This is a genomic window from Halobacterium sp. CBA1132 (genome assembly GCF_001485535.1).
Taxonomy (GTDB): Archaea; Halobacteriota; Halobacteria; order Halobacteriales; family Halobacteriaceae; genus Halobacterium.
In genome coordinates, this window is sequence record NZ_BCMZ01000001.1 from 1,366,580 (window position 1) to 1,387,937 (window position 21,358).

Here is a 21,358-nt window from a genome sequence, read left to right on the forward strand (position 1 = left end):
ACGTCGAAATCAGTGTTTACGGACGGAAATCCAGCTACCACAAAGTATTCGTTGTCGACCGACTGCCGCAGTCGTCACTAAACAGTTAGCGACGCGAGAACCGTTGTCAGTCGTCGGGCCACTCGACGCCGCCGTGGCCGACGTCGTCCTCCGCGAAGAACGCCGTGAGGAGCTTCTGCTGGGCGCGCCGCAGGTGGTTGTGCAGCGTCGGCGACGTGATACCGATGGCGTCCGCGAGCTCCTCGGCGGTGCTGCCGCGGGGCCACTCGAAGTAGCCCGCGTGGTAGGCCGCGCGCAGCACCGACGCCTGTTTGTCCGTCAACGACTCGTGCAGCGACGCGCGGAACGCCGACGACGTCTCGTCGGGCCGGTCGCGCTCGCGCTTCGAGACGAGTTCCGCGTCCGGGAACGCGTCGGTGACGGCCGTGACTAACGACCGAACGTCGGTGTCCGTGGTGACGTCGACGACGACGCGCTGCTCGCCGGGCGTCGCCGTCACCTCGCGGACCGACGCACCGCGGTCGGTCAGCGTCTTCGCGACATCAGCACCCGAGACGGCGAGTTCGAGCAGGGACTCGTCCCCGTAGTCCCGGACGAGGCGCCCGTCCGCGACTGCCGGCAGCTCGGTCGCCCACGACAACACCGCGTCCGGGGACGCCCCCGACAGCCGCACGAAGTACAGCAGCGTCCCGGCCTCACCGGGGACGACGCCGTCCAGTTCGAACGTACAGCCGTGTTCGGTGGCCGCAGCGGCGAAGAACGACGCCTCGCCGGTCGTCTCGAACGCCAGTTCCAGCACCGTGTCCGCCAGCAGGAGTTGGCGCTGCTGGACGACCGTGACCGTGCGGCCGACCCGCTGCCCGAGGTCCGCCAGCAGCGCGCGCTCGCGCTCGGAAATCCGGCCGTCGACACCGACGACGAGCGCGCCGTACGTCGTTTCGCGGTCGTCGACGGGCACCACGGCCACCGCATCGAAGCCCGCTTCGTCGGCGGCTGCGCGCCACACCGAGAACGCGGCGTCGCCGTGAACGTCGTTCGTGACCTGCGCCGTTCCGGACGCGAGCGCCTCCCCGACGGCTCCGGCATCGGCGGAAACGTCGACCGTCGCGTCCGCGGCTCCCGCTCGCGTCTCGTCCCGGAGTGTCCCGCCGCTGTACCGTGCGAGCCACGCGAACGCGTAGGCGTCACCCTCGACGAGCACGTCGCACGTCCGTGCTTCGACGCCGTCCCGCGTGGACGCCTCGAAGTGCGTGTCCCCGACGGCGCGCACGCGGTCGAACGCGGCGTCGAAGCGCGTTTCGGGCGCCGCAGCGGTGTCTCCGGAGTGGTCTGCGGGCGCGAGTTCGGTGTCGGCGAACGCCGCGGCGACGTCGCCGCGGTCGGCGTCGTCGACGAACGGGTCGAGGCTGGCGAGGCGCTCCCAGCCGCCGGCCGCCGCGACCGCACGCGGGTCGACGCCCTCGTCGAGGAGCTGTCGGGCGAAAAACTGGCGGAGCGTTCGCGTAGAGACATCTCGGAGCGCGTCGTCGCCGGTGCGGTCGGCCGCGCGGTCGCCGACGTCCGCAACGAGCATCTGGACGCGCCGCGGCGACACCGCGACCACGCGTTCGTCGTCGTCGACAGTGCGTGCGTACTGCCGGAAGTCGTGTTCGACGTCCGCGGGCAGGTAGGCGTCCCGTGCGACCGCGTCGCCCTCGTCGCGCACGCGGAGGAAGTGATGCGTAACGCCAGCGTAGTCGTGCGAAACGACGTCGTCGGGCCTGATGCGGGCGATTTCAGCGGGTCGCAGCCCGGCTTCGCCGGCGAGGCGAACGACGAGTTCCTCGCGGTGGGTCTCCGTGGCTCGCCGGAGCCGCTCGTAGGACGCCGCCGAGAGCGCCGCGACATCCGCACTCATATTTCGTGTATCATCTCGAACGCGAACCAAGAATCTTTCGAGAAGTAGCGTCCCAAGTCACGATAGGTAACTATCGAAGAAGACGCCGAAAATACCGTTTCGCGTTCCTCTCGTACTCCGAAACTCGACTTAGTCGCGGTCGCCGAGCGCCGATTCGAGTTCGCCGACGACCTCGGGATTGCGGAGCGCGCTGGTGTCCCCGAGGTCGTCGTCGTTGGCGATGTCTTCGAGGAGTCGCCGCATCACCTTCCCGGAGCGCGTCTTCGGGAGTTCGGGCGTGAACACCACCACGTCCGGGACCGCGATGGGGCCGATGGCGGCGTCGACAGCGTCGGTGATGCGGTCGCGGAGCGCGGCCTCGTTGGCGCCCTCGGCGGCGCTGACGTACGCGTAGACGGCCTGTCCTTTGAGGTCGTGGGGGCCGCTGACGACGGCGGCCTCCGCGACGCCCTCCACGTCGGCAATAGCGGACTCGATTTCCATCGTCCCGAACCGGTGGCCGGAGACGTTGATGACGTCGTCCACGCGACCGAGCAGCGTGATGTACCCGTCCTCGTCGACGGTCGCGCCGTCCTCCGTGAAGTACGCCCAGTCGTACCCCGAGAGGTCCGGGAAGACCGGAGCGTGGTCGGTGAACCAGCCGTCGTTCTCGACCATCGACAGCGGCATCCCCGGCCACGGACTCGTGACCACGAGATACCCCGTCTCCCCCGGTTCGACTGGCTCGCCGTCACCGTCGACGACCGCAGCGTCGATGCCCGGGAGCGGGAGCCCCGCTGACCCCGGCTTCATGTCGTCGATGCCCGGGAGCGTGGTGATCATCATGCCACCGGTCTCGGTCTGCCACCACGTGTCCACCACCGGACACTCGCCGTCCCCGATGTGCTCGTGGTACCACTTCCACGCGCGCGGATTGATGGGTTCACCGACCGTCCCCAGCAGTCGCAGGCTGGAGAGGTCGTGGCTCTCCGGGTGTTGTTCGCCCCACTTCATGAACGCGCGAATCGCCGTCGGCGCGGTGTAGAAGACATCGACCGCGTTGCGCTCGATGAGCTCCCACACGCGGTCCTTCTCCGGGTGGTCGGGCGTCCCCTCGTAGAGCATCGTCGTCGACCCGAGCGCGAGCGGGCCGTAGACGGTGTAGGAGTGCCCGGTAATCCAGCCGATGTCCGCCGAACACCAGTGCGTGTCCTCGGGGCGGATATCCAAGACTGAGTGGCTCGTCCACGCCGCGTGCGCGAGGTAGCCGCCCGTCGTGTGGCGGACGCCCGTGGGTTCGCCGGTCGTCCCGGACGTGTAGATGAGGAACAACTGGTCGGTGGCGTCGCGGGGCACGGGGTCGACGGTTTCGCCGCGGTGCTCGGTGACGAGGCTGTCGTAGTCGTACTCGTCGTCGGCCAGCGGCGTGTCGTCCCCCAGTCGGTCGACGACGACGGTCGCTTCGATGCCGTCGTCGAGCGCGATAGCGGCGTTGTCGGCCTTGTTCTTCTGGTGGACGGGCGCGCCGCGACGGTAGTAGCCGTCGCAGGTGACCAGGTACTCCGAGTCGGCGTCGTCCATCCGCATCGCGAGGGCGTCCGCGGAGAAGCCAGCGAAGACGACCGAGTGCGGCGCGCCGATGCGCGCGCACGCCAGCATCGCAATCGGGAGTTCGGGGACGACCGGCATGTACAGCGTCACCACGTCCTCCTCCTCGACGCCCAATTCGCGGAGTGCGGCTGCGAACTCGTTGACCTCCCGGTAGAGGTCGAGATACGAGTACGACCGGGACTCGCCGAGGCGACCCTCCCACGTCAACGCGACCTGGTTCTTCCGGTCGTCGAGGTGGCGGTCGATGCAGTTGTAGCTCGCGTTCAGTTTCCCGCCGTCGAACCACCGGAACGGCGGGCCGTCACCGCCGAGCACGGCGTCGTAGTCGTCACTCCAGTCGAGCAGGTCGGCGGCCCGCTCCCAACACTCCGGCCACTCGCGCGCGAACTGCTCGCGGAGGTCGGGGTCGGTGACGTTCGCCTGCTCGACGAACGACGCCGGTGGCTCGACGGCTTCGCCGGCGACCGCGTTGTGCCACGACTCGTCGCCCGGCATCGATTGGAACCTACGGCCTAGCGCGAATAAACGTTCGCCCTCGAACCCCCGTGGAGCGGCCTATACACTTACCACGCCGGCTGTTCGAGGGGCACGTATGAGCGTTGTCGCGGAAGTCGCGGTGCCGGCCAACTCCGTCGCGATGGCCGAGACGCTCGCGGCTGCCCCCGAGACCGTGGTCGAAATCGAGCGCGTCGTCGCGCACCCGGACGGGAAGCTCACGCCGTACTTCTGGGTCCACGGCGACCTCGACGCCTTCGAGTCGGCGGTCAACGAGGACCCGACCATCGACGAGGCGACGCGCCTCGACACCCACGAGTCCGAGGCCCTCTACCGCGCGGAGTGGCCGGGCGGCGTCGAGTCGGTGGCGACCGCCGTCGTGGAGACCGGCGGGACGCTCGTCTCCGCGACCGGCCAGCGGGGCGGGTGGGAGCTCCGCATCCGGTTCGAAACCCCCGACCAACTGCCGTCGTTCTCGACGTACTGCGAGCGCCACGGCGTCGAGTACGAGGTGCGGCGCGTCTACCGCTCGGAGGAGGCGGGCGCGCCCGACCGATTCGGCGTCACCGAGAAGCAGCGCGAGGCACTGGTCGCCGCCCTCGACGCGGGATTCTACGAAGTCCCGCCGGAGGCAACGATGGACGAAGTCGCAGATGAACTCGACATCAGCCAGCAGGCGCTCTCGAAGCGGCTGCGCCGCGGCCACGGCAACCTCGTCGGCGACGTCTTCGACGCGCCAGATTCGACGGAGGGCGAGCGGACCCCCCCAGTAGTGTGACCGAGGGTCACAGCACGAACAGCGGAGCGGCGATAGTACTTGAATGGGTTGTATATACTCGGCCATCCCTCTTCGACGCGAGTCGTCTGCGTACCGGGTAGCGACGATGGCAGACGACGGCAGTGACACAGGTGGTTCACCTGACGTTATCGTTGGTTGTACGAACTGTAGCAGCACGTACCCCGCACAGCGAGCCGGCGACGGCTACCGGCCCATCGGGACTGACGGCACGTGTGGCTGCGGAAACGACGAATTCGAGCCTGTCGACGCGGACTGACCGCTCCTCGCACAGGAGCGAGTCTTTCTACCCAACCAGAAAATCGACTGAAAGCGACGACAGCAGCCTAGAGGCCGGCGACGTCCTCGATGGCGTCGGTCAGCGCTTCGATGCTCTCGACGGTGTGCTCGCCCATGTGGCCGATGCGGAACGTCTCCCCGCCGAGCGTCGACCCGTAGCCGTTCGAGAACGCCATGTCGTACTCCGCGGAGACCTCGTCGATGACGGCGGCGACGTCGAGGTCCTGCGTGTTCTCGATGCAGCTCACGGTCTGGGACTCGTAGCCCTCCTCGGGGAAGATGTCGAAGTGCTCGTAGGCCCAGTCACGGGTGTACTCGGCCATCTCGCGGTGGCGCTGGTCGCGGGCGCGGTGGCCCTCGTCGAGCATGTGCTTCATCTGCTTGCGGTACGCGAGCATCACCGGAATCGCGGGCGTGGAGTGGGTCTGGCCCTTCCGGTCGTAGTAGTCCAGCGAGCGCTGGAAGCCGCCGTACCACGACGCCTCGTCTTTGGCCAGTTCGCGGTCGTAGGCGTCGTCGCTGACGACGCAGACCGCCAGCCCCGGCGGCATCGCGAACGCCTTCTGCGTGGACGCGAAGATGACGTCGATGTCGTGTTCGTCGATGTCCACGTAGTCGCCGCCGAGCGCGGAGACGGCGTCGACGACGAAGTACGTGTCCGGGTAGTCCGCGACCACGTCCCCGATTTCCTCGATGGGGTTGCGGACGCCCGTGGAACTCTCGTTCATCACGGTGGCGACGACGTCGTAGTGCTTGTCGCTGGATTCGAGTGCGTCCCGGATGTCACCGGGCTTGATCGCCTCTCCCCAGTCGTATTCGAGGCGGTCGACGTCCTTCCCGAGGCGCTCGGCGACGTTCGCGTGGCGCTCGCTGAAGCTCCCGCACGTCGGCACGAGAATGTTCTCGTCGACGAGGTTCAGCGTCGACGCCTCCCAGAACTCCGTTCCGGACGCGGTGAGGATGATGACCTCGTTGTCGGTGCCGAGGAACGTCTTCGTGTCCTCGACGATAGTCGTGTAGAGGTCCGTCATCCGGTCCATGCGGTGGCCGAACATCGGCTGGCTCATCGCGTCCAGTACGTCCTCGCGGACTTCCGTCGGCCCCGGAATGTACAGCGTCTTGTCGTCGTAGTCGCCGGTGTACTCGCGTTTTTCGGTCATGGGAGCGCGTGAATAGCGACCTCTTCACAGCAACGCGGGATGTGTGTTTTGATAGAGTCCACACTGGCCGGCTGTGTCGCCGCCGTCTCACGTTTCCCAGAATGCTGGAACGGTACCCCCGTTTTCCGGGGCCCGCGAGCGTACTCGAAGGTGACGACAGAGCCCACGACCGCCCGGACCCCACGGGCGAACATCCCACTATGCCACCCAACACGACGCGGACGGCCGACGCGACCGGTAGCATCGGCGCCGAGCACCCGCCGCAGTCCGAGGACCGATTCCCCGTTCCGCCCGTGGAGTTCCGCGACGGCGAGGACCGACGCATCTCGATTCGGACCGCGGGCCCCGGCGACTTCGACGCGCTCGCGGCGATGTACGACGACTTCGGCGCGGAGAGCCGCGCACAGCGAATCCCGCCCGTCGACGAGCGCCGGCGCCGCGATTGGCTGGACACGCTGCTCGCGGAGGGCTGGGACGTCGCCGCGTGCCACGAGGGAACGCCGGTCGGGCACGCGACGCTCGTCCCCATCGAGGAGTCGGCAGCCGAACTCGCCATCTTCGTCGCGCCCGGCTACCAGCTCGCGGGCATCGGCTCCCGGCTGCTGCGCGCGCTCCTCGGGTACGGACGCGCGCACAGCGTCGAGCGCGTCTGGCTGACTGTCGACCGCACGAACCGGGTCGCGTTGAACCTCTATCGGTCGGTCGGGTTCGACGCCGTCGGCGGCGGCGCGGAACGCGAGATGGAGCTACACCTCTGAACCGGGACGGCCGAGTGGAGCGACTACTCGTCCGTGCCCGTGAGTTCGCGGACGACCAGTGAGATGCCGACAGCGGTCGCGAACAGGACGACGAGGTTGAACGCTGCGCGGAACAGCGAGCGGTACTCGCGGCCGATCCACTGGCCAATGGCGGCGTTCGCACTCGTGTAGAACTGGAAGAGCGCGACGACCGCGAGCACGCCCAAGACGAGCAGCGTTCCCTTGAGCAGGACCTCTCGGACGTCGCGTCCGTCGGCGGCCGATTCGGCGGTACGTGCGGAGTCAGGTTCGTCGGTCATGAGCGTGTCCTCCAAGCGATAGCGGCGCCGACAGCGAGTGCGACGACTGCGAGCGCGGGTCCGAATCCGGGGACGCCACCGCCGCTACTTCCCCCGCCGTCCGTCGACGGCTGTGGCCGGTCCCGGTCGTCCGTGGACTCGAAGTCCTCGACGCGGAGGCCGACGTCGCGGACGGTGGTGTCGGCTTCGATGCGTTCCTGCGGGTCGAGGTTCGCCGCGCCACGCGCCGCGTCGACGATGACGCCGTCCTTACGGAGAATCGCGTCGAGGTAGTAGTTGTATTCCGCCGGCACGGAGACCGTCACGTTCGGAGCGACGGTCTCACCGGGCGCGATATTCGTCGCGCTGATCGTCTTGCGCGCCGCGACGATGTTCGACTCGGCCTGCCGCACAATTATCTCGACGGTGACGGAGCCTGTCGGGGTGGCGCCGCTGTTCGTGAGGTACGTCGAGACGCCCAGCGTCGTCCGGTTCGCGCCGGCGTCGACGACCGAGTACTGGACCGACGGCAGTCCGGCGGCGAAGTCGTGGAACGCGACTCGGCCGCCCGCCTGCACGGTGCCGACGCCGCGAACGGTCTTCGAGACCACGCCGACGCGCTGGCCGTCGCTGAACAGCACGGTTTCGACACGGTAGCCGCCTTCGCGGGCCACGGAGACGTTGACCTCGACCGGGACCTCCCTATCGCCTGAAATCGCCTTGACGTCGACCGTCCGGGTCGTCTCGACGAGGCCGGAGTCGAGGTCGACGGCGCGCACGAGGACGCTGACGTTCTCTGAGGTGCCGCCGTAGTGTCGCAAGTACGGGGTCACGCCCAGCGTGACTGTTCCGCCCGAGACGTCGCTGGTGGCAATCGTCACTTCCTCGATTGCGGTGTGGCCGGGGCGGACGTCCTCGGGTTCGTCGTCGGCGAACACGCCGGGGACGGCGACCATCGTCACTGCGGACGCGACGACGACCACGGCGATGCCGACCGCCAAGACTCGTTCCCGGCGCATAGCTGACACGTTCAGCGAACACCGGCAAGGGTCTTGTGGTGGACGCGACGACGGAACGAGCGCGAAAGCCAGCTATGTGAATCGACGCACGCTCGAGGGCGAATGCGAAACGTTGCCTACGGCGTCGGCGTGAGTTGTTCGACTTCCCCCACGAGGTCGTCGTAGAGTTCTTCGGCCTGTTCGTCGTCGTAGTCGGTGTGGTACTCCTTGGGGACGCCGCGCTCGGCGAGGTTGACGTGGCGGTCAGGGGTAACGTCGTGCTGTTCGAGGCTCTTGCGCGCGCACTCCAGCGGACAGCCGTCGACGACGAGCATCGGCCGACCCGACGTCGCGATGTTCACGAGCGGCGGAACGTCGCCACCGACGCCCGCGATACAGGACATCTCCGCGACGCGCTCGCGGTCGAGCCTCACTGCGAGGTCGTTGGCCATCTGGGCGGCACTCGAACAACCCGAACACGAGTACACCAACGGCAGGTCGTCGTAGTCGGTCATCACGACACCGTTCGCAGGTCGATGCCGAAAGCCGTCCCCCGAAATTGTTCGCCCGCGAGAGTCCTTGCGAGGGCGTTACACACCTCGACAAAACTTATTGTACGGGGGCAAAATTGGCCAAGTGACAGCGGCTCGGAGCGACCGAGCCCACACCGGGTGACACACCGATGACCACCACACTCCACGCACCGGACGCCCGCCCGATTAGCGGGCCGTCTGGATTCGCCGTGGGGTTCGTGGTCGCCGGCTATCGCCCGAACGCGCAGTCCGCGTCCACCCTCGCCGCGTGAAGCGGCGTCGAACCCGGGGAGGACGCGGCTGCCGTCCGTGACTGCGGCGCGACTGCGTCTTCTCCGCGGGTCGAGTGGTGAGCGCGGGCTGTCGCTCCCGACAGCCCGTGGACGCCGGCCTTGCCGGCACCGAGTTCGACTCTCGGCGGGAGCCTATGGCAACTGCCAGCCAGCAGGTCCGCCTCGTCGCGGACCTCACGATGCACGTACCGCGCGACAGCGCCGGCGACTTGGAGTGCGGCGCAGCGAGCGTCCTCGACGGCGTCGACGCCGTCGCGAGCGTCGAGAGCGTCGACGTCACCGACCTCCGTCCTCGGCTGAACGACCTGCAGATCGACGCGACCGTCGCGGTCGCCGTCGAGACGCCCCGCGACGGTGACGGCGAAGCCGCGGCCCGGACCGCGTTAGCCGACGGCTTCGGCGTCGACGCCGTCGACAATGTCCGGGTCGACCGCGCCCAGCACCGCGCCGAGACGCCGGTGATGGAACACGGATGACGGCGAGTCAGCGATAGTAGGGGTCGCTGTCCCGGTCCGTCACGCCGGGGTCGTCAGCGAGCGCGTCGCCGCGTTCGTCCGGGAGTACGCCCGGGTCCGCGCTCCCGACTGCGCCCGGGTCCGTCTCCGTGAGCGAGTCGTGGAGGCTCGGGATGTCGTCGAGGCTCGGCCCCGCTTCGGGGTCGGGCCGGAGCACTGGCTGCGGGCGGGCGCGTCCGCCGCTGTCTTCCTCACCAGCCGTCGCATCCTCGCCAGCTTCGGCGTCGTCGAGTTTGGCTTCGATGCGGGCGACCGAGCGCTCGAACGCCACGGACTCGTAGTGGTCGAGCGCGGCTTCGAGGTGGGCGAGGCGGTCGCTGTCGTCGTCAGCGACGATGGCGCGGCGCTCGTGGCGCTGGCCGGCGAGGTGGTCGCGCATCTCCTCGAAGCGGTCCTCGGGCACGCCCTGCTCGCGGAGCGTCGCGAGCGCCTCGTCCAGCACCGCGACCGCGCGCTCGTGGTCGCCGGCCGTCGACAGCGCGTTCGACTCCACGACGGCGTGGCTGTACGTCGGTTCCCACGGGTCCAAGAACGAGTGCGACTCCGCGACCTCGCGGGCGGCAGCGAAGTTTTCGAGCGCGAGCGCGTGGTTGCGCTTGCTGCGGTGGCGGTGGGCGGCCGCTCGCGCGCGCTCGTAGTCGGCGTGTCCGGGGACCCACTCCAAGTCGATGCTGCGGGCGGCCGCGGCGGCGCCCTCGTGGAGGAGTTCGTCCGCGCGCGAGTCCGAGCGACCGACCTCACCCGTCCAGTAGAGCGCGTTCGCCAGCACGTACGCGAACGTCGGGAACGACTCGCCGGCCGCCGGGAGGACGGCGTCGCGCCACGCCGCGCCGCGGTCCCAGTAGTCAGCGCGCTCGGCAGCGGCCTTCGCGTCCTCGAACGCCGCGTGGTCGGTGTTGGCCGCCCGACGCGCGGCGGCCTGTTTGGCGTCGCGGATGCCGGCGGTGCGCGCGACCTGCGCGAGGTAGTGCGCGAGGAAGCGCCCGTCGTCGCGCTCGGCGAGCAGCGGTAGCTCGTAGCCGAACTCCGAGAGGAACCGCTTGGTTTCGGCGGGGGTGTCGTGGGCGACCGCTGTCGCGCCAGCGAGCGCGTCCAACACGGTCACGTTGCCGATAGCGTCGACGGCGTCCAGCCCATCGGCGAGCGCCTCGAAGTCCTCGGCAGTAGCGACCGGTGGGCCCGCGGCGGTCGTCGCGGCGATTCGCACGAGGTCGTAGCGGGTCGCGTGGAGGTCGTCGGACGCACCCTCGCTCGCGGTGGCGAGTGCGTCCACGAGCGAGACGAACTCCTCGACACCGAGGAACGGGCCGGAGGCGAGCACGAGCACGACCGGGGAGTGGGCGTTCGCGAGCAGTTCGCGTGCGGCCGCTTCGTCGCCGTCGATAGCGACCGTGAGTCGGTCGTCGAACGTCGGACCAGGGAAGCGGAAGGCTGTGTGAGCCCCACTAGTTCGGAGCCGGACTCGCGCGAGGCCGGCGCCGTCGCTGACGGTGACCCACAGCGTGTCGTCCTCCCACGTGGTCGTACAGCCGGTCACCGCGACGACGGTGGCGTCTGGCGCCGCCGGTACCGAGAGCGTGTAGCGCCGCTGGGGGTCGCCGTCTTCGAGTTCGTGATCGCCGGCGACTCGCGTGACGGTCACGGAGCCGTTCGGAGCCGCGCGAGTCCAGCGGAAGCGCCGCGTCATTACACCCGGATAGGGGCTGGCGTGGCTTCAGGGCACGGATTCCACACCACACCTTCGCAGTCCGAGTTACGCGGCATCCAGCAGCCGCCGGGCGCGGTCCGCCGCGGCCGCCTCGAACGCGGCGACGTCGACTGGCGCGTCGTCGCCGTAGAGACGAGCGTACTCCTCGCGCGCGAGCAGTTCCAGCACGCGGTCCACGACCTCGTCGACGCCCGCAGCGGGGTCGCCGGCCGCGGCCTTTCGCGCACGCTCGACGCGAGCGTCGGTGACGAATCGCTCGGCGAGGTCCTCGGGGTCGGCGTCGAACGCTACTGGCTCGGGCCGCTCCAGCGAGTCCGCGTGACGGACTGCGCGGTCGCCGGTCTTGTTCCGGACGAGCACGCCCGCCGCGGGACCGTCGTACCACGACGACTCGGGGAGGGCGTAGTCGTGCGGGTCGAAGTCCGCGCCCCGGAGTTCCTTCGCGACAGCCGGTAGGGGCGTCAGACCGAGGCGGTCGTACAGCACTTCCACAGAGTCCGGCGGCAGGAATCGGTCGTCGCCGGCGTGGTAGACGTCGAAGCCGAGGAAGCCGGGCAGCGCTTCCCAGTCGTAGTCGATGGGCTGCTGGCGGGTGGCGACGCCGTAGAAGACGGCCGACTCGACGTCGTCGAGCGCGGCGCGGAGCGCGTCACGGTCGAAGCGCTCGCGGACGTGCCGGACGGCGTGCCGGTAGCCCGGCGGCACGTCGTCGTGGTCGAAGACACGGTCGGCGTCCCCGAACCGGAGGAGGCCGGAGTCGCGGAGTTGGACGCGCAGCGGGCCGCCACACACCCACTCCTGAATCCAGAGGTGGCCGTCGAGCAGCGAAGCCGGGGCGTCCGCGACGGTCGGGAGGGACGGGAACGCGCGCATTCTCTGTCGGTAGCGCTTCCGCCGGCGTAAGCGTTCGGTCGTCCGAGATTGTCGCACGTTTCCACACCATACTCCATCACCGACCTAACCATTTAGGCACACTTCCGAAGGGCGTACAGTAGCATTAGTTAGGTGAGGTCAGTCCGATGGCGAGCAAAAACATCCAATCCGACGGCATCGTCGAACAGTGTCCGGAGTGCGGCCGCGAACAACCACACGAGGTGTCCATCGACATCCTCACGGAGAGCGACGACGACCAGAACGCGGCGTTCTCCCGTGAGCCCTACCGGGTCGCGGAGTGTCAGGCCTGCGGCGCCACCACCAAGACCCGGATGAACAACGCGTAGCCGTGCTGTGCCCGACGCGAGCGAGGGGTCGTCCCTCCCTATCGACGCTCGTCGCCGGCGTTGACTGTCACTGGCCGTAGGACTGGAACTTCTCCTCGACGGTCGCCAACTGGTCGTCGCTGAGTTCATCGGGCGTCCCGTGCTGGCGCGCCTGCAAGTACACCCGACAGAGATTCTCCACGACGAACGTGTTCTCGACCGCCGACGCGAGGTCGTCGCCAGTGACGACGAGACCGTGATGGCCCAAGATGCACGCCTGCGAGTCCGCAGCCTCCATCTCCTCGACGACCAACTCCGCGAGGTCGTCGGTACCGTACGGCGCGTAGTCTGCGACCGGGACCGACCGCCCGACCGCCGTAATCATGTAGTGAATCGGCGGGAGTTCCTCGCCGAGTACCGCCAGCGTCGTCGCCCACGTCGAGTGCGTGTGGACGATTGCGCCCGCGTCGAGTCGCCGGTAGATGCCGGTGTGCATCGGCACCTCGCTGGTCGGCTTCATCTCCCCAGCGACGACGTCACCGTCCAGCGACACCACGGGGACGTCCGCGGGGTCGAACTCGTCGTAGGGGACGCCGGTCGGGGTCGCGGCGAACCGGTCGCCGCGGCGCACGCTCAAATTACCGGTGCGCCCGGGAGTCAGTGCTGCCAGCGTCGGTGCGTGGTCGACAACCGCGACGCGTTCGCGAGCGAGCATTACAGTACCACCTCTAAGACCTCGCGGAACGCATCAATCTGGTGGTCGGGCCGGCGATAGCCCGTCTCCCCGTTGGCCTCGGCGTTGAACAGCACCGTCGTCAACCCCACCGCGTTCCCGCCCTCGACGTCGGCTTCGACGTCGTCGCCGACCATCACGGCCTCGCTGGGCCGCCGGTCGAGTTTCGCGAGCGGCAGTGTGAACATGTCACTCGCGGGCTTCTCACGGCCCGTCTCCTCGGACGTCAACACGAGGTCGACGTGCGCCTCGACGCCGAGTGCGTCGATTTTCTCCATCTGGATGCGCGTCGTGAGATTGCTCACGATGGCGACGTCCACGCCCGCGTCCTGTAGTTGCGCGAGCGTCTCGGGCACGCCCTCGAACAGCTCCATCGTCTCGACGTACGTCCCCCAGTACGCCTCCCCGAGCGCGAGCGCGTCCCGCGACTGGTGGGTGCCGGTGTGAATCTCCAGCGCGCGCTTGAAGTAGAGGAACCGCTCGTGGGCCGACGCCGTCCCCGCGAGTTCGCGCTTCACCTCGCGGCGCCCCTCCATGTACAGGTCGTCGAACGCCCCCCGAGAGAGGTCGTACCCCAACTCGCGGGCCTCCCGGAACGCCGCCGCCTTCCCCGCCTCGTTGCACTCCGGATACGAGTAGAGGGTGTCGTCGAGGTCGAAGAACACCGCGTCGTAGCTCATACCCGTGGGTTCGCCGAAGAGCGTGTTAGCCTTTATTGGTTCTCAGCCTCTATCCTCAAGGAACGACCAGCGGGAGTGAGTAGGGTGGAGATACAGAACCAACTGGTGTGTAGTACGGTGCCGCTTGAATCGATTTGCTGTCGTTTAAGTCGATTCTCACCGTTGGATCTGATACAGTCGCATGACGTACAAGTACAGCCCACGATACCCGCTTCTCCCGACCGATGAGCACGACGAGAAGCTCTCGTGGACTGTTGATGTCGTGCGGCAACTCTACAACGACCGACTCAAACGCTTCAACGAAATTCCGGAAGACCAAGGAACGCTCCGCCAACGCGTCCGCAAAGCCCGAAACGAACTTCCGGCGATGAAAGACTGGTGGAGCGACCTCAACGACGTCTACTCCACCGTCCTTCAGAACGCGGTGATGCGCATCCACGACAACAAAGAGAGTCTCCGCGCACTCAAACGGAAGGGATACGATGTCGGTGAGTTACGGTGGAAATCACCACGCGACTTTCGGTCGTTCACGTACAATAAGAAGGGCTTCGAGCTCGACAAGAAGAGCGGCCCCGACGGGTACGCTGAACTCATACTGAAGAAAGTCGCCGGCGACACCATCACGGTGCCAATTCGCCTCCACCGTGACCTCCCCGCCCACGAGTCAATCCAACAACTCACCGTCAAACAAGATGCCACCGGTGAGTGGTTCGCCACGTTTACCATCAAAACTGAAACACCGCCCAAACCCGACGTTGATGAGATCAATCCAGAGGACTGCGTCGGAATTGATCTTGGTATTCTGAACTACATCACCGACTCAGACGGCCGCGCAATCTCCCGTCTCGACCTTTCCGACGAACGAGAACGCCTCGAACGGGAACAGCGCGCGCTCTCTCGGAAGGACCATGGGTCGAACAACTGGGAGAACCAACGCATCCGCGTCGCAGACGTGCACAAGCGGATGACGAACAAGAAAGACGACTTCAAGCACAAACTCGCGCATTTCTACACGACGCAGTACGACGCGGTATTCCTCGAAGATCTTGACGTGAAAGGGATGCTCGAAGGAGCTGGGAACGCGCGGAACAAACACGAAGTCGGGTGGCGCGACCTCATCACGGTGTTTGAGCATCACGGCGAGAAGAACGGCTGTCACGTCCTCACGGTTGACCCAGAAGGGACGACGAAGGAGTGTGCGTCGTGTGGGGTGGTTTCGGAGAAACCGTTGTGGGTGCGCGAACACGCGTGCCCAACGTGCGGGTTTACGGCCGATCGTGACGAGAACGCCGCATACAACGTGCTGGCGCGCGGATTGAAAGAGCTAGGAGTGGTTCACTCCGAAGGGACGCCTGTGGAGACTGCGACCGCTACGTCCACCAACGGAGGCGATACCTCCGTTCGTGTGGATGCAAGTCGTGTCGTTGAAGCAGGAAGCCGCGCCCTCAAGGCAGCGACGGTAGTCGCTGAGTAGGGCGCGGTAGTTCACCAGTCACGGTCGCCCGCCCGTTCGTCCACCGGCGAGAACGCGGCCGGCATTTTTGTGTCCGCGGCCGGAACCGACGTGCGATGCCCACGACCCGCGCGCCCGCCGACCGCCTCCGGTCGTTCGTCGGCGTGCTCGGCGACCGACGCACCTACCGACGGCTGCTCTACCTCTCTGTCGCGATTCCGCTCGGCTTCCTCTACTACGTCGTCCTCGCGTTCGGGTTCGTGTTCGGCGTCGCGCTCACCGTGTTCGTCGTCGGCGTCCCCGTCCTGCTGGCGACGCTGCTGCTCGCGCGCGTGCTCGCCGACTGGGAGCGCCGCGTCGCGAACGCGCTCCTCGACACCGACATCGCGCCCCGCGAGCGCCTCCCGTCGCTCTCCGAGGACGGCGTGCTCGCCGCGGTCAGCGCGCTCGTCCGCTCGAACACGACGTGGCGCAGCGTCGCCTTCCTCGTCGTGAAGTCGCTGGTCGGCTTCCTTGCGTGGCTGTTCGTCCTCCTCGCCGGCGTCGGCGCGCTCGCGCTGCTCCTCGCCCCGCTCGGCGGCACCGCCACCGTCCTCGGGTGGAGCATCGACACCCTCCCCGAGCGACTGCTCGCGTTCCCACTCGGCGTCCTGCTCGCGCTCACCACCGTTCACGTGCTCGTCGCCGCAGCCGACCAAACCGGCGACGTCGCAACTGCGTTGCTCGGAGGGAAAGAGTAGCAGCAGGTGTGCTCGGTCAGGGATTTGAACCCGATGCCAGACCTCGCTGCGCTCGGTCTGCCGTGGTTCAAATCCCTTCCCTCGACGTACACGCCTATGAACGCGAAGCGACACAGCAGTCGCTTCGCGGTTCGGTGTCAGAGTAGTGCTCGGTCAGGGATTTGAACCGATACCAGACGTGCTCGCTCACTACGTTCGCTGTGCGCGACTGGTAGGGTTCGAACCCTTCGCTGCGCGCTTTCCTCACTCCGTTCGAAAAGTGCTCGGTCAGGGATTTGAACCGATACCAGACGTGCTCGCTCACTACGTTCGCTGTGCGCGACTGGTAGGGTTCGAACCCTTCGCTGCGCGCTTTCCTCACTCCGTTCGAAAAGTGCTCGGTCAGGGATTTGAACCCTGGTCGTCGGCTCGAAAGGCCAACATGATTGGCCGGACTACACCAACCGAGCGACACTCGTTCGTACCCGGGAGAATTGTTTAAACGTGTCGTTCTGCCGTGGCCGTGTCAGTGTCCCTCGAACTCGGGGTCGCGGTCGCTGGTGAACGCCGCGATGCCCTCCATGAGGTCCTGGGTGTTCATCAGTTGGCCGAACGCCTGCGCCTCGGATTCGAGGCCGGCTTCCGTGGAGTCCCGGCCGGCGAGCATCGCGCGCTTCGTGTACTTCTGGGCGACCGGCGGCCCGGCGGCGAGGTCGCGAGCGAGTTCCCACGCGCGGTCGTCAAGTTCGTCGTTCGGGACGACCTCGTTGACGAACCCGTAGTCCTCCAGCTCCGCGGCGTCGTAGCGGTCTGCGGTGAAGATAATCTCTTTCGCGCGGCCCTCGCCGACGATGTGCTTGAGGCGCTGGGTGCCGCCCCACCCCGGCAGCAGGCCGAGGTTGTGTTCGGGCTGGCCGAGTTCGCTGCGCTCGCTGGCGACGCGGATGTCCGCGCACGTCGCCAGTTCCATCCCGCCGCCGAGACAGTAGCCGTCGATGCCCGCGACGACGGGCACGTCGGCGGCTTCGAGTTTGCCGAACGTCTGCTGGCCCTTCCGGGAGAGTTCCACGGCGTCAAGCGGGTCGGCGCTGCCTGCCATCGACGTGACGTCCGCGCCCGCCGAGAACGCCTTCTCGCCGGCGCCCGTCAGCAGAATGGCGCGCACCTCGTCGTCCTCGTCGAGGTCGTCGACGGCGTCGCCGAGGTCGTCGAGCAGCGCCTCGCTGATGGTGTTCATGCGGTGCGGGCGGTCGAGTTCGACGTGCGCGACGTTGTCCTCGACGGTCACGACGAGGTTCTCGTAGGACGCGGTCTCCTCCTCGGCCGCCGCGCCGTAGAACCCCTCGCCGGCGTCCGCGAGGCGTTCGAGTTCGTCGGCCGGCTCGTAGCGCGCGGCGCCGTTCTCCTCGTAGGCTGCCGCGAGCGCCTCGTAGAGGTGGTCGACACCGGCTTCGTCGGCCATCTTCGCAGGACCCTCGGGGTAGCCCGCGCCGAGCTTGACGGCCTCGTCGATTTCGGCGGGGTCGGCGACGTCGTTCCCGACGAGTTTCGCGACCTCGTTGGCCATCACGGCGAGGAGACGGTCGGCGATGTCGTCCCGGATTTCGTCGGTCGGGACTTCCGCGCCGCCGTTCTCGTAGTCGTAGAACCCCTGTCCGGTCTTCTTCCCGAGGTCCTCGGCGTCGACTTTCTCCTCGATGAGCGGGCACGGCTCGTAGGCCTCGCCGAGCACGCCCTGCATGTAGTCGAGGACGTCGTAGGAGACGTCGATGCCGACCTGGTCGGCGAGTTCGAACGCGCCCATCGGGAGACCGATGTCGTACTTCGTCGTGGAGTCGACCTCCGCGATGGTGGCAACGTCCTCGTGGACGAGCCACGCGGCCTCGTTCAGTAGCGGGACGAGCACGCGGTTGACAATGAACCCCGGGGAGTCCTTGCGGACGCGAACCGGCGTCTTCCCCATCCCCTCGGCGAGGTCCTCGGTGAGGTCGAGCACGTCGTCGTCGGTGTGTTCGCCCGCGATGACCTCCACGAGCTGCATCCGCACCGGCGGATTGAAGAAGTGCATCCCGCAGAACCGCTCGGGGCGGTCGGTGACCTCCGAGAGCTCCGTAATCGAGAGGCTGGAGGTGTTCGTCGCGAACACCGCGTGGTCGGGCGCGTGCTGTTCGAGTTCCCGGTAGACGTTCTGCTTGATGTCCATCTTCTCCGGGACGGCCTCGACGACGAAGTCCGCGTCCTCGACGGCCGCTTCGAGGTCGACGATGGGGGTGACGCGGTCGAGGGCGGCGTCGGCTTCCGACTCCCCGATTTGGTCGTTCTCCGCGAGTTTCCCCAGCGACCACTCGAGTTGCTCGTAGCCGTTCTGCACGAACTCCTCTTTGATGTCCCGGAGGTTCACGTCGAAGCCCGCCAGTGCCGCGACTTCCGCGATACCGTGGCCCATGTTGCCAGCGCCCAGCACCGCGATGGTCTCGATGTCATCAACGTCCATGGTAGTACTCCCGCCGGCAGCCCCGTTGAAGCTTTCCCTATCCGCGAGTGTGAACGTCTCACGGGTTTACACACGTGGAAACTGGTAGTTTCGAAAGCGCCGACTGGCCGCGCCGCAGACGCAACGCACTTGTCGGCGTCCCGAGAACCGCTCGGGCGTGAACACGCAACAACGCGCCGCCGCCCTCGGTCTCCTCGTGGGACTGGCCCACACTGCGATGCGGCTGTTCGTCCTCGAATCGCTCACCGGCGGCTTCACGACTGCGACCACACAGTTGGTCCTCCAGTCGCTGGTCTCCACGCTGCTGTCGCTGGCCGTGATTCCCGGCCTCCCGCTGTACGGCGCGTGGCGGATGGGCGCCCGCGACTCCCCGACGCGACTCGCCGCGTTCGTCGGCCTCGGCGCTGGTGCCGCCGTCGTCGTCAGTTACCCGCTGCTCACGGCTATCACCGTCGGCGCGCCGTTCGCGGAGGCACTCGGCATTCGATTCATCGGGCCGTACCTCGTGAACGGCCTCTCGCCCGCCGCGTACAGCGGCGTCGGCGCGCTCGCGGGGTTCCTGATCGCGGAGCGAAACGCGTAGATTCCCGCGGCGGCTTCGCCCGGTTAGTCACCCCCACCGCTGACGAATAAACGAGAACAGTTCATTCTCTTCCCTCTCTGTGATAACTTCTTCCGTGAACTCATTGCTGTTGAGTTGCCGCAAAACTTGAAGTGAGGAGTCACCATATGCATTCTGTTGCTTTTCAGCATAGGATGAGTTATTGTTCGAATTATTCTCTTCAGCACTCAAAACGACAAGATTCCCGAGTCTATTTTTATTCCGATTGTGGTTTTCAAGCTTGTGTCCCGCTTCAGCATGTTTCGGCACAATATGTTCTACTTGGAACCTATCTCGGAACTGGTGGTATGGGGGTAGAGACAAAACCCCAGATTTGTTTCTGAGCGAACGCTCATATTCATACATAATGAATTTCACAAGCTCAGTCTTCCTTATTCCGCCCCATCCTGGGCTAAATTCACCATCTAGTACATCTTCCTCGGAAAGGTATCCTGAGACCACATCATCAATAGGAGCTATCCGTTCGCGTTTCTCACTAATTCTCTCTATGATATTTCGTACTCCAAGCTCCTTTGACTGATGACCAACGTACCGGTCCGCATCAGAGTTGAAAACGGTTGGAACTTCGTCATCCTCTACATCTGACCAATATAGATCGTTAGCTCCGGATTTTAGAGTGTTTGAATAAGCCTGTGGACCGTGCGACATCACGAGACTATGTCCGAAGACAAGCTGCTCTAATTCAGATACTATATCCGCAAATTCTTGCGAATCAACACCAAACTTTTCAGCAACTGTGATAAGTAGTGGAGCAGCCGCGTTTCGTACACCGGGGTGGAGGTATATCAGCTGTATCTTCCGGACAGTTTCGTCCAGCTGCCCATCGGTCGAGCCGAACTCGTTGCCAGAATACTTCTCTGCAAATTTATCTCTGTCTGTGAGATACGGGTAGCGCTCAGAGAATCGCTCTAGGGAGTCTATATATGGTCGAATGAACGCCTCAAAGTCGTCCCTTTGAACGCTTGCATAATCGTCTAGGTCGGAGAGCCGTCTGTGAATCTCCGATGGGCCAGGACGCTTTGCCCGGGAGTCTGATCGTTCACTAGTAAATACCGACCAATGAATTCTCACGAGGTCGTCAATTTCGGCGTCGGAGAAACCGTCATGTACGGAGACGTTCTGGACGATGTTATTGAATTTCTTGTAGATGTTTTCGGAGTCCAGAGTCTTAGATTGTGAAGCACAGTAAACGAGATGGCTACGAACCTTATCGTGCAGTCGCAGGCCGCGGCCCCGGTTGTTTATTACCTTGAACATCCGGGCTGCTTCATCAACGTCTTCAACGACCTTCACATTCACCTCAAATCTCTGGGTTATAATTCGGACGATATTTTTGAGGAATTTATAATAGATCGCGTGCTCACGGTCACCGTCGCATTTCTGTGATTTCCACTCCTGTAGCTTAGATTTAGTTACCCTCTTTGCAGCGAGGACTTTTCGCTCCGTTTCAACCAAATCTGACTTTTCGGAATACCGTTCGACATTCCGGCCACCGATTATTGCCCCATAATACACATCTTCTGCAAGCCCGCCTAGTTGAAGTCGCGGCAAATCCTCATATTCTACGTACTTTGAACGGATATCTGAACTCCGTTCCTCGATATCCGACTGCATATTCTCACCAACATCTGCTTTCGCCGCAATATCCTTCATTTCCTCAATAATCGCAGAAATGATGACCGTGATTGTAGCAAGCCTCTGCTGGCCGTCAACTATCGCAAACTGTGTGTAATCCTCAAAGTCAGTCGGCTCAATTGACCCGCGTTCCTCAAGTACAATCGTTCCAAAATAGTGGTCTACCTTCTGGGCCTGGTCTGCAGCATCCCTGTTTTGCTCGTAGACAAACTCAATATCGTCAAGCAAGTCGTTAACATTCGACTCCTCCCACGCGAAGTCCCTCTGGTAATCAGGTATCTCGAAATATGACTGGCTGAATACTGATGAAAGCGAGAAGTTGTCATCTGGATTTCCGTCCATGGATGGAGATTATGTAACATACACTTATCAGTTACGTATTATGGTATAAAATATATCACGTTGATATAGGGAGAGGGTATCCTAAGTTTCCACTATTGCTTCCGAATGATCAGATGCTCCAGGAAACCAAGCAGAATGATACAACCACCAAAGTTCGAAATCACGATTCAAAACCGCTTGT

At 65.3% G+C, this 21,358-nt stretch carries 21 protein-coding genes and 1 tRNA gene; 9 read left to right on the forward strand and 13 right to left on the reverse strand.

Annotated elements, in window-relative coordinates:
- Nucleotides 1-106 precede the first annotated feature (106 nt).
- Together AVZ66_RS07065 and acs are read right to left on the reverse strand one after the other, a co-directional pair.
- The gene (locus AVZ66_RS07065) at nucleotides 107-1,897 is read right to left on the reverse strand and encodes a bacterio-opsin activator domain-containing protein (protein WP_058983142.1); all 1,791 of its coding nucleotides are present in this window, start codon (nucleotides 1,895-1,897) and stop codon (nucleotides 107-109) included.
- A gap of 129 nt (nucleotides 1,898-2,026) precedes the next feature.
- A complete protein-coding gene (acs, locus tag AVZ66_RS07070; RefSeq protein WP_058983144.1) occupies nucleotides 2,027-3,982 on the reverse strand; it encodes an acetate--CoA ligase in 1,956 nt (651 codons plus the stop codon).
- Between the two features lie 97 nt (nucleotides 3,983-4,079).
- Between acs and AVZ66_RS07075 the strand changes: the two genes are divergently transcribed.
- Complete coding sequence (locus AVZ66_RS07075; protein ID WP_058983146.1) at nucleotides 4,080-4,760, forward strand: bacterio-opsin activator domain-containing protein; 681 nt, start codon at nucleotides 4,080-4,082, stop codon at nucleotides 4,758-4,760.
- A gap of 106 nt (nucleotides 4,761-4,866) precedes the next feature.
- Nucleotides 4,867-5,037, forward strand: a complete 171-nt coding sequence (locus tag AVZ66_RS16580; RefSeq protein ID WP_197407733.1) for a hypothetical protein — start codon at nucleotides 4,867-4,869, stop codon at nucleotides 5,035-5,037.
- A gap of 67 nt (nucleotides 5,038-5,104) precedes the next feature.
- Here AVZ66_RS16580 and AVZ66_RS07080 read toward each other — a convergent pair whose 3' ends face one another.
- Entirely contained in the window at nucleotides 5,105-6,217 is a 1,113-nt protein-coding gene (locus tag AVZ66_RS07080) for an alanine--glyoxylate aminotransferase family protein (RefSeq protein WP_058983148.1), read from the reverse strand.
- A 200-nt stretch (nucleotides 6,218-6,417) separates the two neighbouring features.
- Between AVZ66_RS07080 and AVZ66_RS07085 the strand changes: the two genes are divergently transcribed.
- A complete protein-coding gene (locus AVZ66_RS07085; RefSeq protein ID WP_082678864.1) occupies nucleotides 6,418-6,975 on the forward strand; it encodes a GNAT family N-acetyltransferase in 558 nt (185 codons plus the stop codon).
- 23 nt (nucleotides 6,976-6,998) lie between these two features.
- Here the strand turns inward: AVZ66_RS07085 and AVZ66_RS07090 are convergent, their stop codons facing one another.
- The 3 genes from AVZ66_RS07090 to AVZ66_RS07100 all read right to left on the reverse strand — a co-directional run bounded on the left by AVZ66_RS07090 (nucleotide 6,999) and on the right by AVZ66_RS07100 (nucleotide 8,766).
- A complete protein-coding gene (locus AVZ66_RS07090) occupies nucleotides 6,999-7,274 on the reverse strand; it encodes a hypothetical protein (protein WP_082678804.1) in 276 nt (91 codons plus the stop codon).
- On the reverse strand, nucleotides 7,271-8,272 hold the full coding sequence (locus AVZ66_RS07095) for a hypothetical protein (protein ID WP_058983150.1): 1,002 nt from the start codon (nucleotides 8,270-8,272) through the stop codon (nucleotides 7,271-7,273). The genes AVZ66_RS07090 and AVZ66_RS07095 overlap by 4 nt, the downstream gene beginning before the upstream one ends.
- A 116-nt stretch (nucleotides 8,273-8,388) precedes the next feature.
- Nucleotides 8,389-8,766 (reverse strand): putative zinc-binding protein, encoded by a 378-nt coding sequence (locus tag AVZ66_RS07100; RefSeq protein ID WP_058983153.1) that lies wholly within the window; start codon nucleotides 8,764-8,766, stop codon nucleotides 8,389-8,391.
- Nucleotides 8,767-8,933: 167 nt separating this feature from the next.
- On the opposite strand from AVZ66_RS07100, the gene AVZ66_RS17040 reads away from it, so the two are divergent.
- On the forward strand, nucleotides 8,934-9,056 hold the full coding sequence (locus AVZ66_RS17040) for a hypothetical protein (RefSeq protein WP_269432465.1): 123 nt from the start codon (nucleotides 8,934-8,936) through the stop codon (nucleotides 9,054-9,056).
- Nucleotides 9,057-9,211: 155 nt separating this feature from the next.
- Nucleotides 9,212-9,553, forward strand: a complete 342-nt coding sequence (locus AVZ66_RS07105) for a hypothetical protein (RefSeq protein WP_058983154.1) — start codon at nucleotides 9,212-9,214, stop codon at nucleotides 9,551-9,553.
- A gap of 7 nt (nucleotides 9,554-9,560) precedes the next feature.
- Here AVZ66_RS07105 and AVZ66_RS07110 read toward each other — a convergent pair whose 3' ends face one another.
- Nucleotides 9,561-11,279: a hypothetical protein gene (locus AVZ66_RS07110; RefSeq protein WP_058983157.1), complete on the reverse strand. Its 1,719-nt coding sequence runs from the start codon at nucleotides 11,277-11,279 to the stop codon at nucleotides 9,561-9,563.
- Nucleotides 11,280-11,345: 66 nt separating this feature from the next.
- A complete protein-coding gene (locus tag AVZ66_RS07115) occupies nucleotides 11,346-12,173 on the reverse strand; it encodes an RNA ligase family protein (protein ID WP_058983159.1) in 828 nt (275 codons plus the stop codon).
- A gap of 146 nt (nucleotides 12,174-12,319) precedes the next feature.
- On the opposite strand from AVZ66_RS07115, the gene AVZ66_RS07120 reads away from it, so the two are divergent.
- On the forward strand, nucleotides 12,320-12,520 hold the full coding sequence (locus AVZ66_RS07120) for a hypothetical protein (RefSeq protein WP_058983160.1): 201 nt from the start codon (nucleotides 12,320-12,322) through the stop codon (nucleotides 12,518-12,520).
- 67 nt (nucleotides 12,521-12,587) lie between these two features.
- Here AVZ66_RS07120 and AVZ66_RS07125 read toward each other — a convergent pair whose 3' ends face one another.
- Together AVZ66_RS07125 and AVZ66_RS07130 are read right to left on the reverse strand one after the other, a co-directional pair.
- Nucleotides 12,588-13,214 carry a class II aldolase/adducin family protein gene (locus tag AVZ66_RS07125; RefSeq protein ID WP_058983162.1) on the reverse strand — a complete coding sequence of 209 codons (627 nt, stop codon included), beginning with the start codon at nucleotides 13,212-13,214 and terminating at the stop codon, nucleotides 12,588-12,590.
- On the reverse strand, nucleotides 13,214-13,912 hold the full coding sequence (locus AVZ66_RS07130) for an HAD family hydrolase (protein WP_058983164.1): 699 nt from the start codon (nucleotides 13,910-13,912) through the stop codon (nucleotides 13,214-13,216). The genes AVZ66_RS07125 and AVZ66_RS07130 overlap by 1 nt, the downstream gene beginning before the upstream one ends.
- 181 nt (nucleotides 13,913-14,093) lie before the next feature.
- Here AVZ66_RS07130 and AVZ66_RS07135 point away from each other — a divergent pair, with 181 nt between their 5' ends.
- Nucleotides 14,094-15,386, forward strand: a complete 1,293-nt coding sequence (locus AVZ66_RS07135) for an RNA-guided endonuclease TnpB family protein (RefSeq protein WP_058983166.1) — start codon at nucleotides 14,094-14,096, stop codon at nucleotides 15,384-15,386.
- A gap of 95 nt (nucleotides 15,387-15,481) precedes the next feature.
- Complete coding sequence (locus tag AVZ66_RS07140) at nucleotides 15,482-16,105, forward strand: sensor domain-containing protein (protein WP_058983168.1); 624 nt, start codon at nucleotides 15,482-15,484, stop codon at nucleotides 16,103-16,105.
- A gap of 374 nt (nucleotides 16,106-16,479) precedes the next feature.
- Here the strand turns inward: AVZ66_RS07140 and AVZ66_RS07145 are convergent.
- A tRNA-Glu gene (locus tag AVZ66_RS07145) sits at nucleotides 16,480-16,554 on the reverse strand.
- A 56-nt stretch (nucleotides 16,555-16,610) separates the two neighbouring features.
- Nucleotides 16,611-18,578 carry a 3-hydroxyacyl-CoA dehydrogenase/enoyl-CoA hydratase family protein gene (locus AVZ66_RS07150; protein ID WP_058983170.1) on the reverse strand — a complete coding sequence of 656 codons (1,968 nt, stop codon included), beginning with the start codon at nucleotides 18,576-18,578 and terminating at the stop codon, nucleotides 16,611-16,613.
- Between the two features lie 157 nt (nucleotides 18,579-18,735).
- On the opposite strand from AVZ66_RS07150, the gene AVZ66_RS07155 reads away from it, so the two are divergent.
- On the forward strand, nucleotides 18,736-19,161 hold the full coding sequence (locus AVZ66_RS07155) for a hypothetical protein (RefSeq protein WP_157575627.1): 426 nt from the start codon (nucleotides 18,736-18,738) through the stop codon (nucleotides 19,159-19,161).
- 27 nt (nucleotides 19,162-19,188) lie between these two features.
- Here AVZ66_RS07155 and AVZ66_RS15685 read toward each other — a convergent pair whose 3' ends face one another.
- A complete protein-coding gene (locus tag AVZ66_RS15685; protein ID WP_082678805.1) occupies nucleotides 19,189-21,177 on the reverse strand; it encodes a DUF262 domain-containing protein in 1,989 nt (662 codons plus the stop codon).
- Nucleotides 21,178-21,358 lie beyond the last annotated feature (181 nt).

Excerpts from the sequence above, each read along its gene's own strand:
- AVZ66_RS07065 (WP_058983142.1), bottom strand. The coding sequence starts at position 1,897 with ATGAGTGCGGATGTCGCGGCGCTCTCGGCGGCGTCCTACGAGCGGCTC.
- acs (WP_058983144.1), bottom strand. The coding sequence starts at position 3,982 with ATGCCGGGCGACGAGTCGTGGCACAACGCGGTCGCCGGCGAAGCCGTC.
- AVZ66_RS07075 (WP_058983146.1), top strand. The coding sequence starts at position 4,080 with ATGAGCGTTGTCGCGGAAGTCGCGGTGCCGGCCAACTCCGTCGCGATG.
- AVZ66_RS16580 (WP_197407733.1), top strand. The coding sequence starts at position 4,867 with ATGGCAGACGACGGCAGTGACACAGGTGGTTCACCTGACGTTATCGTT.
- AVZ66_RS07080 (WP_058983148.1), bottom strand. The coding sequence starts at position 6,217 with ATGACCGAAAAACGCGAGTACACCGGCGACTACGACGACAAGACGCTG.
- AVZ66_RS07085 (WP_082678864.1), top strand. The coding sequence starts at position 6,418 with ATGCCACCCAACACGACGCGGACGGCCGACGCGACCGGTAGCATCGGC.
- AVZ66_RS07090 (WP_082678804.1), bottom strand. The coding sequence starts at position 7,274 with ATGACCGACGAACCTGACTCCGCACGTACCGCCGAATCGGCCGCCGAC.
- AVZ66_RS07095 (WP_058983150.1), bottom strand. The coding sequence starts at position 8,272 with ATGCGCCGGGAACGAGTCTTGGCGGTCGGCATCGCCGTGGTCGTCGTC.
- AVZ66_RS07100 (WP_058983153.1), bottom strand. The coding sequence starts at position 8,766 with ATGACCGACTACGACGACCTGCCGTTGGTGTACTCGTGTTCGGGTTGT.
- AVZ66_RS17040 (WP_269432465.1), top strand. The coding sequence starts at position 8,934 with ATGACCACCACACTCCACGCACCGGACGCCCGCCCGATTAGCGGGCCG.
- AVZ66_RS07105 (WP_058983154.1), top strand. The coding sequence starts at position 9,212 with ATGGCAACTGCCAGCCAGCAGGTCCGCCTCGTCGCGGACCTCACGATG.
- AVZ66_RS07110 (WP_058983157.1), bottom strand. The coding sequence starts at position 11,279 with ATGACGCGGCGCTTCCGCTGGACTCGCGCGGCTCCGAACGGCTCCGTG.
- AVZ66_RS07115 (WP_058983159.1), bottom strand. The coding sequence starts at position 12,173 with ATGCGCGCGTTCCCGTCCCTCCCGACCGTCGCGGACGCCCCGGCTTCG.
- AVZ66_RS07120 (WP_058983160.1), top strand. The coding sequence starts at position 12,320 with ATGGCGAGCAAAAACATCCAATCCGACGGCATCGTCGAACAGTGTCCG.
- AVZ66_RS07125 (WP_058983162.1), bottom strand. The coding sequence starts at position 13,214 with ATGCTCGCTCGCGAACGCGTCGCGGTTGTCGACCACGCACCGACGCTG.
- AVZ66_RS07130 (WP_058983164.1), bottom strand. The coding sequence starts at position 13,912 with ATGAGCTACGACGCGGTGTTCTTCGACCTCGACGACACCCTCTACTCG.
- AVZ66_RS07135 (WP_058983166.1), top strand. The coding sequence starts at position 14,094 with ATGACGTACAAGTACAGCCCACGATACCCGCTTCTCCCGACCGATGAG.
- AVZ66_RS07140 (WP_058983168.1), top strand. The coding sequence starts at position 15,482 with ATGCCCACGACCCGCGCGCCCGCCGACCGCCTCCGGTCGTTCGTCGGC.
- AVZ66_RS07150 (WP_058983170.1), bottom strand. The coding sequence starts at position 18,578 with ATGGACGTTGATGACATCGAGACCATCGCGGTGCTGGGCGCTGGCAAC.
- AVZ66_RS15685 (WP_082678805.1), bottom strand. The coding sequence starts at position 21,177 with ATGGACGGAAATCCAGATGACAACTTCTCGCTTTCATCAGTATTCAGC.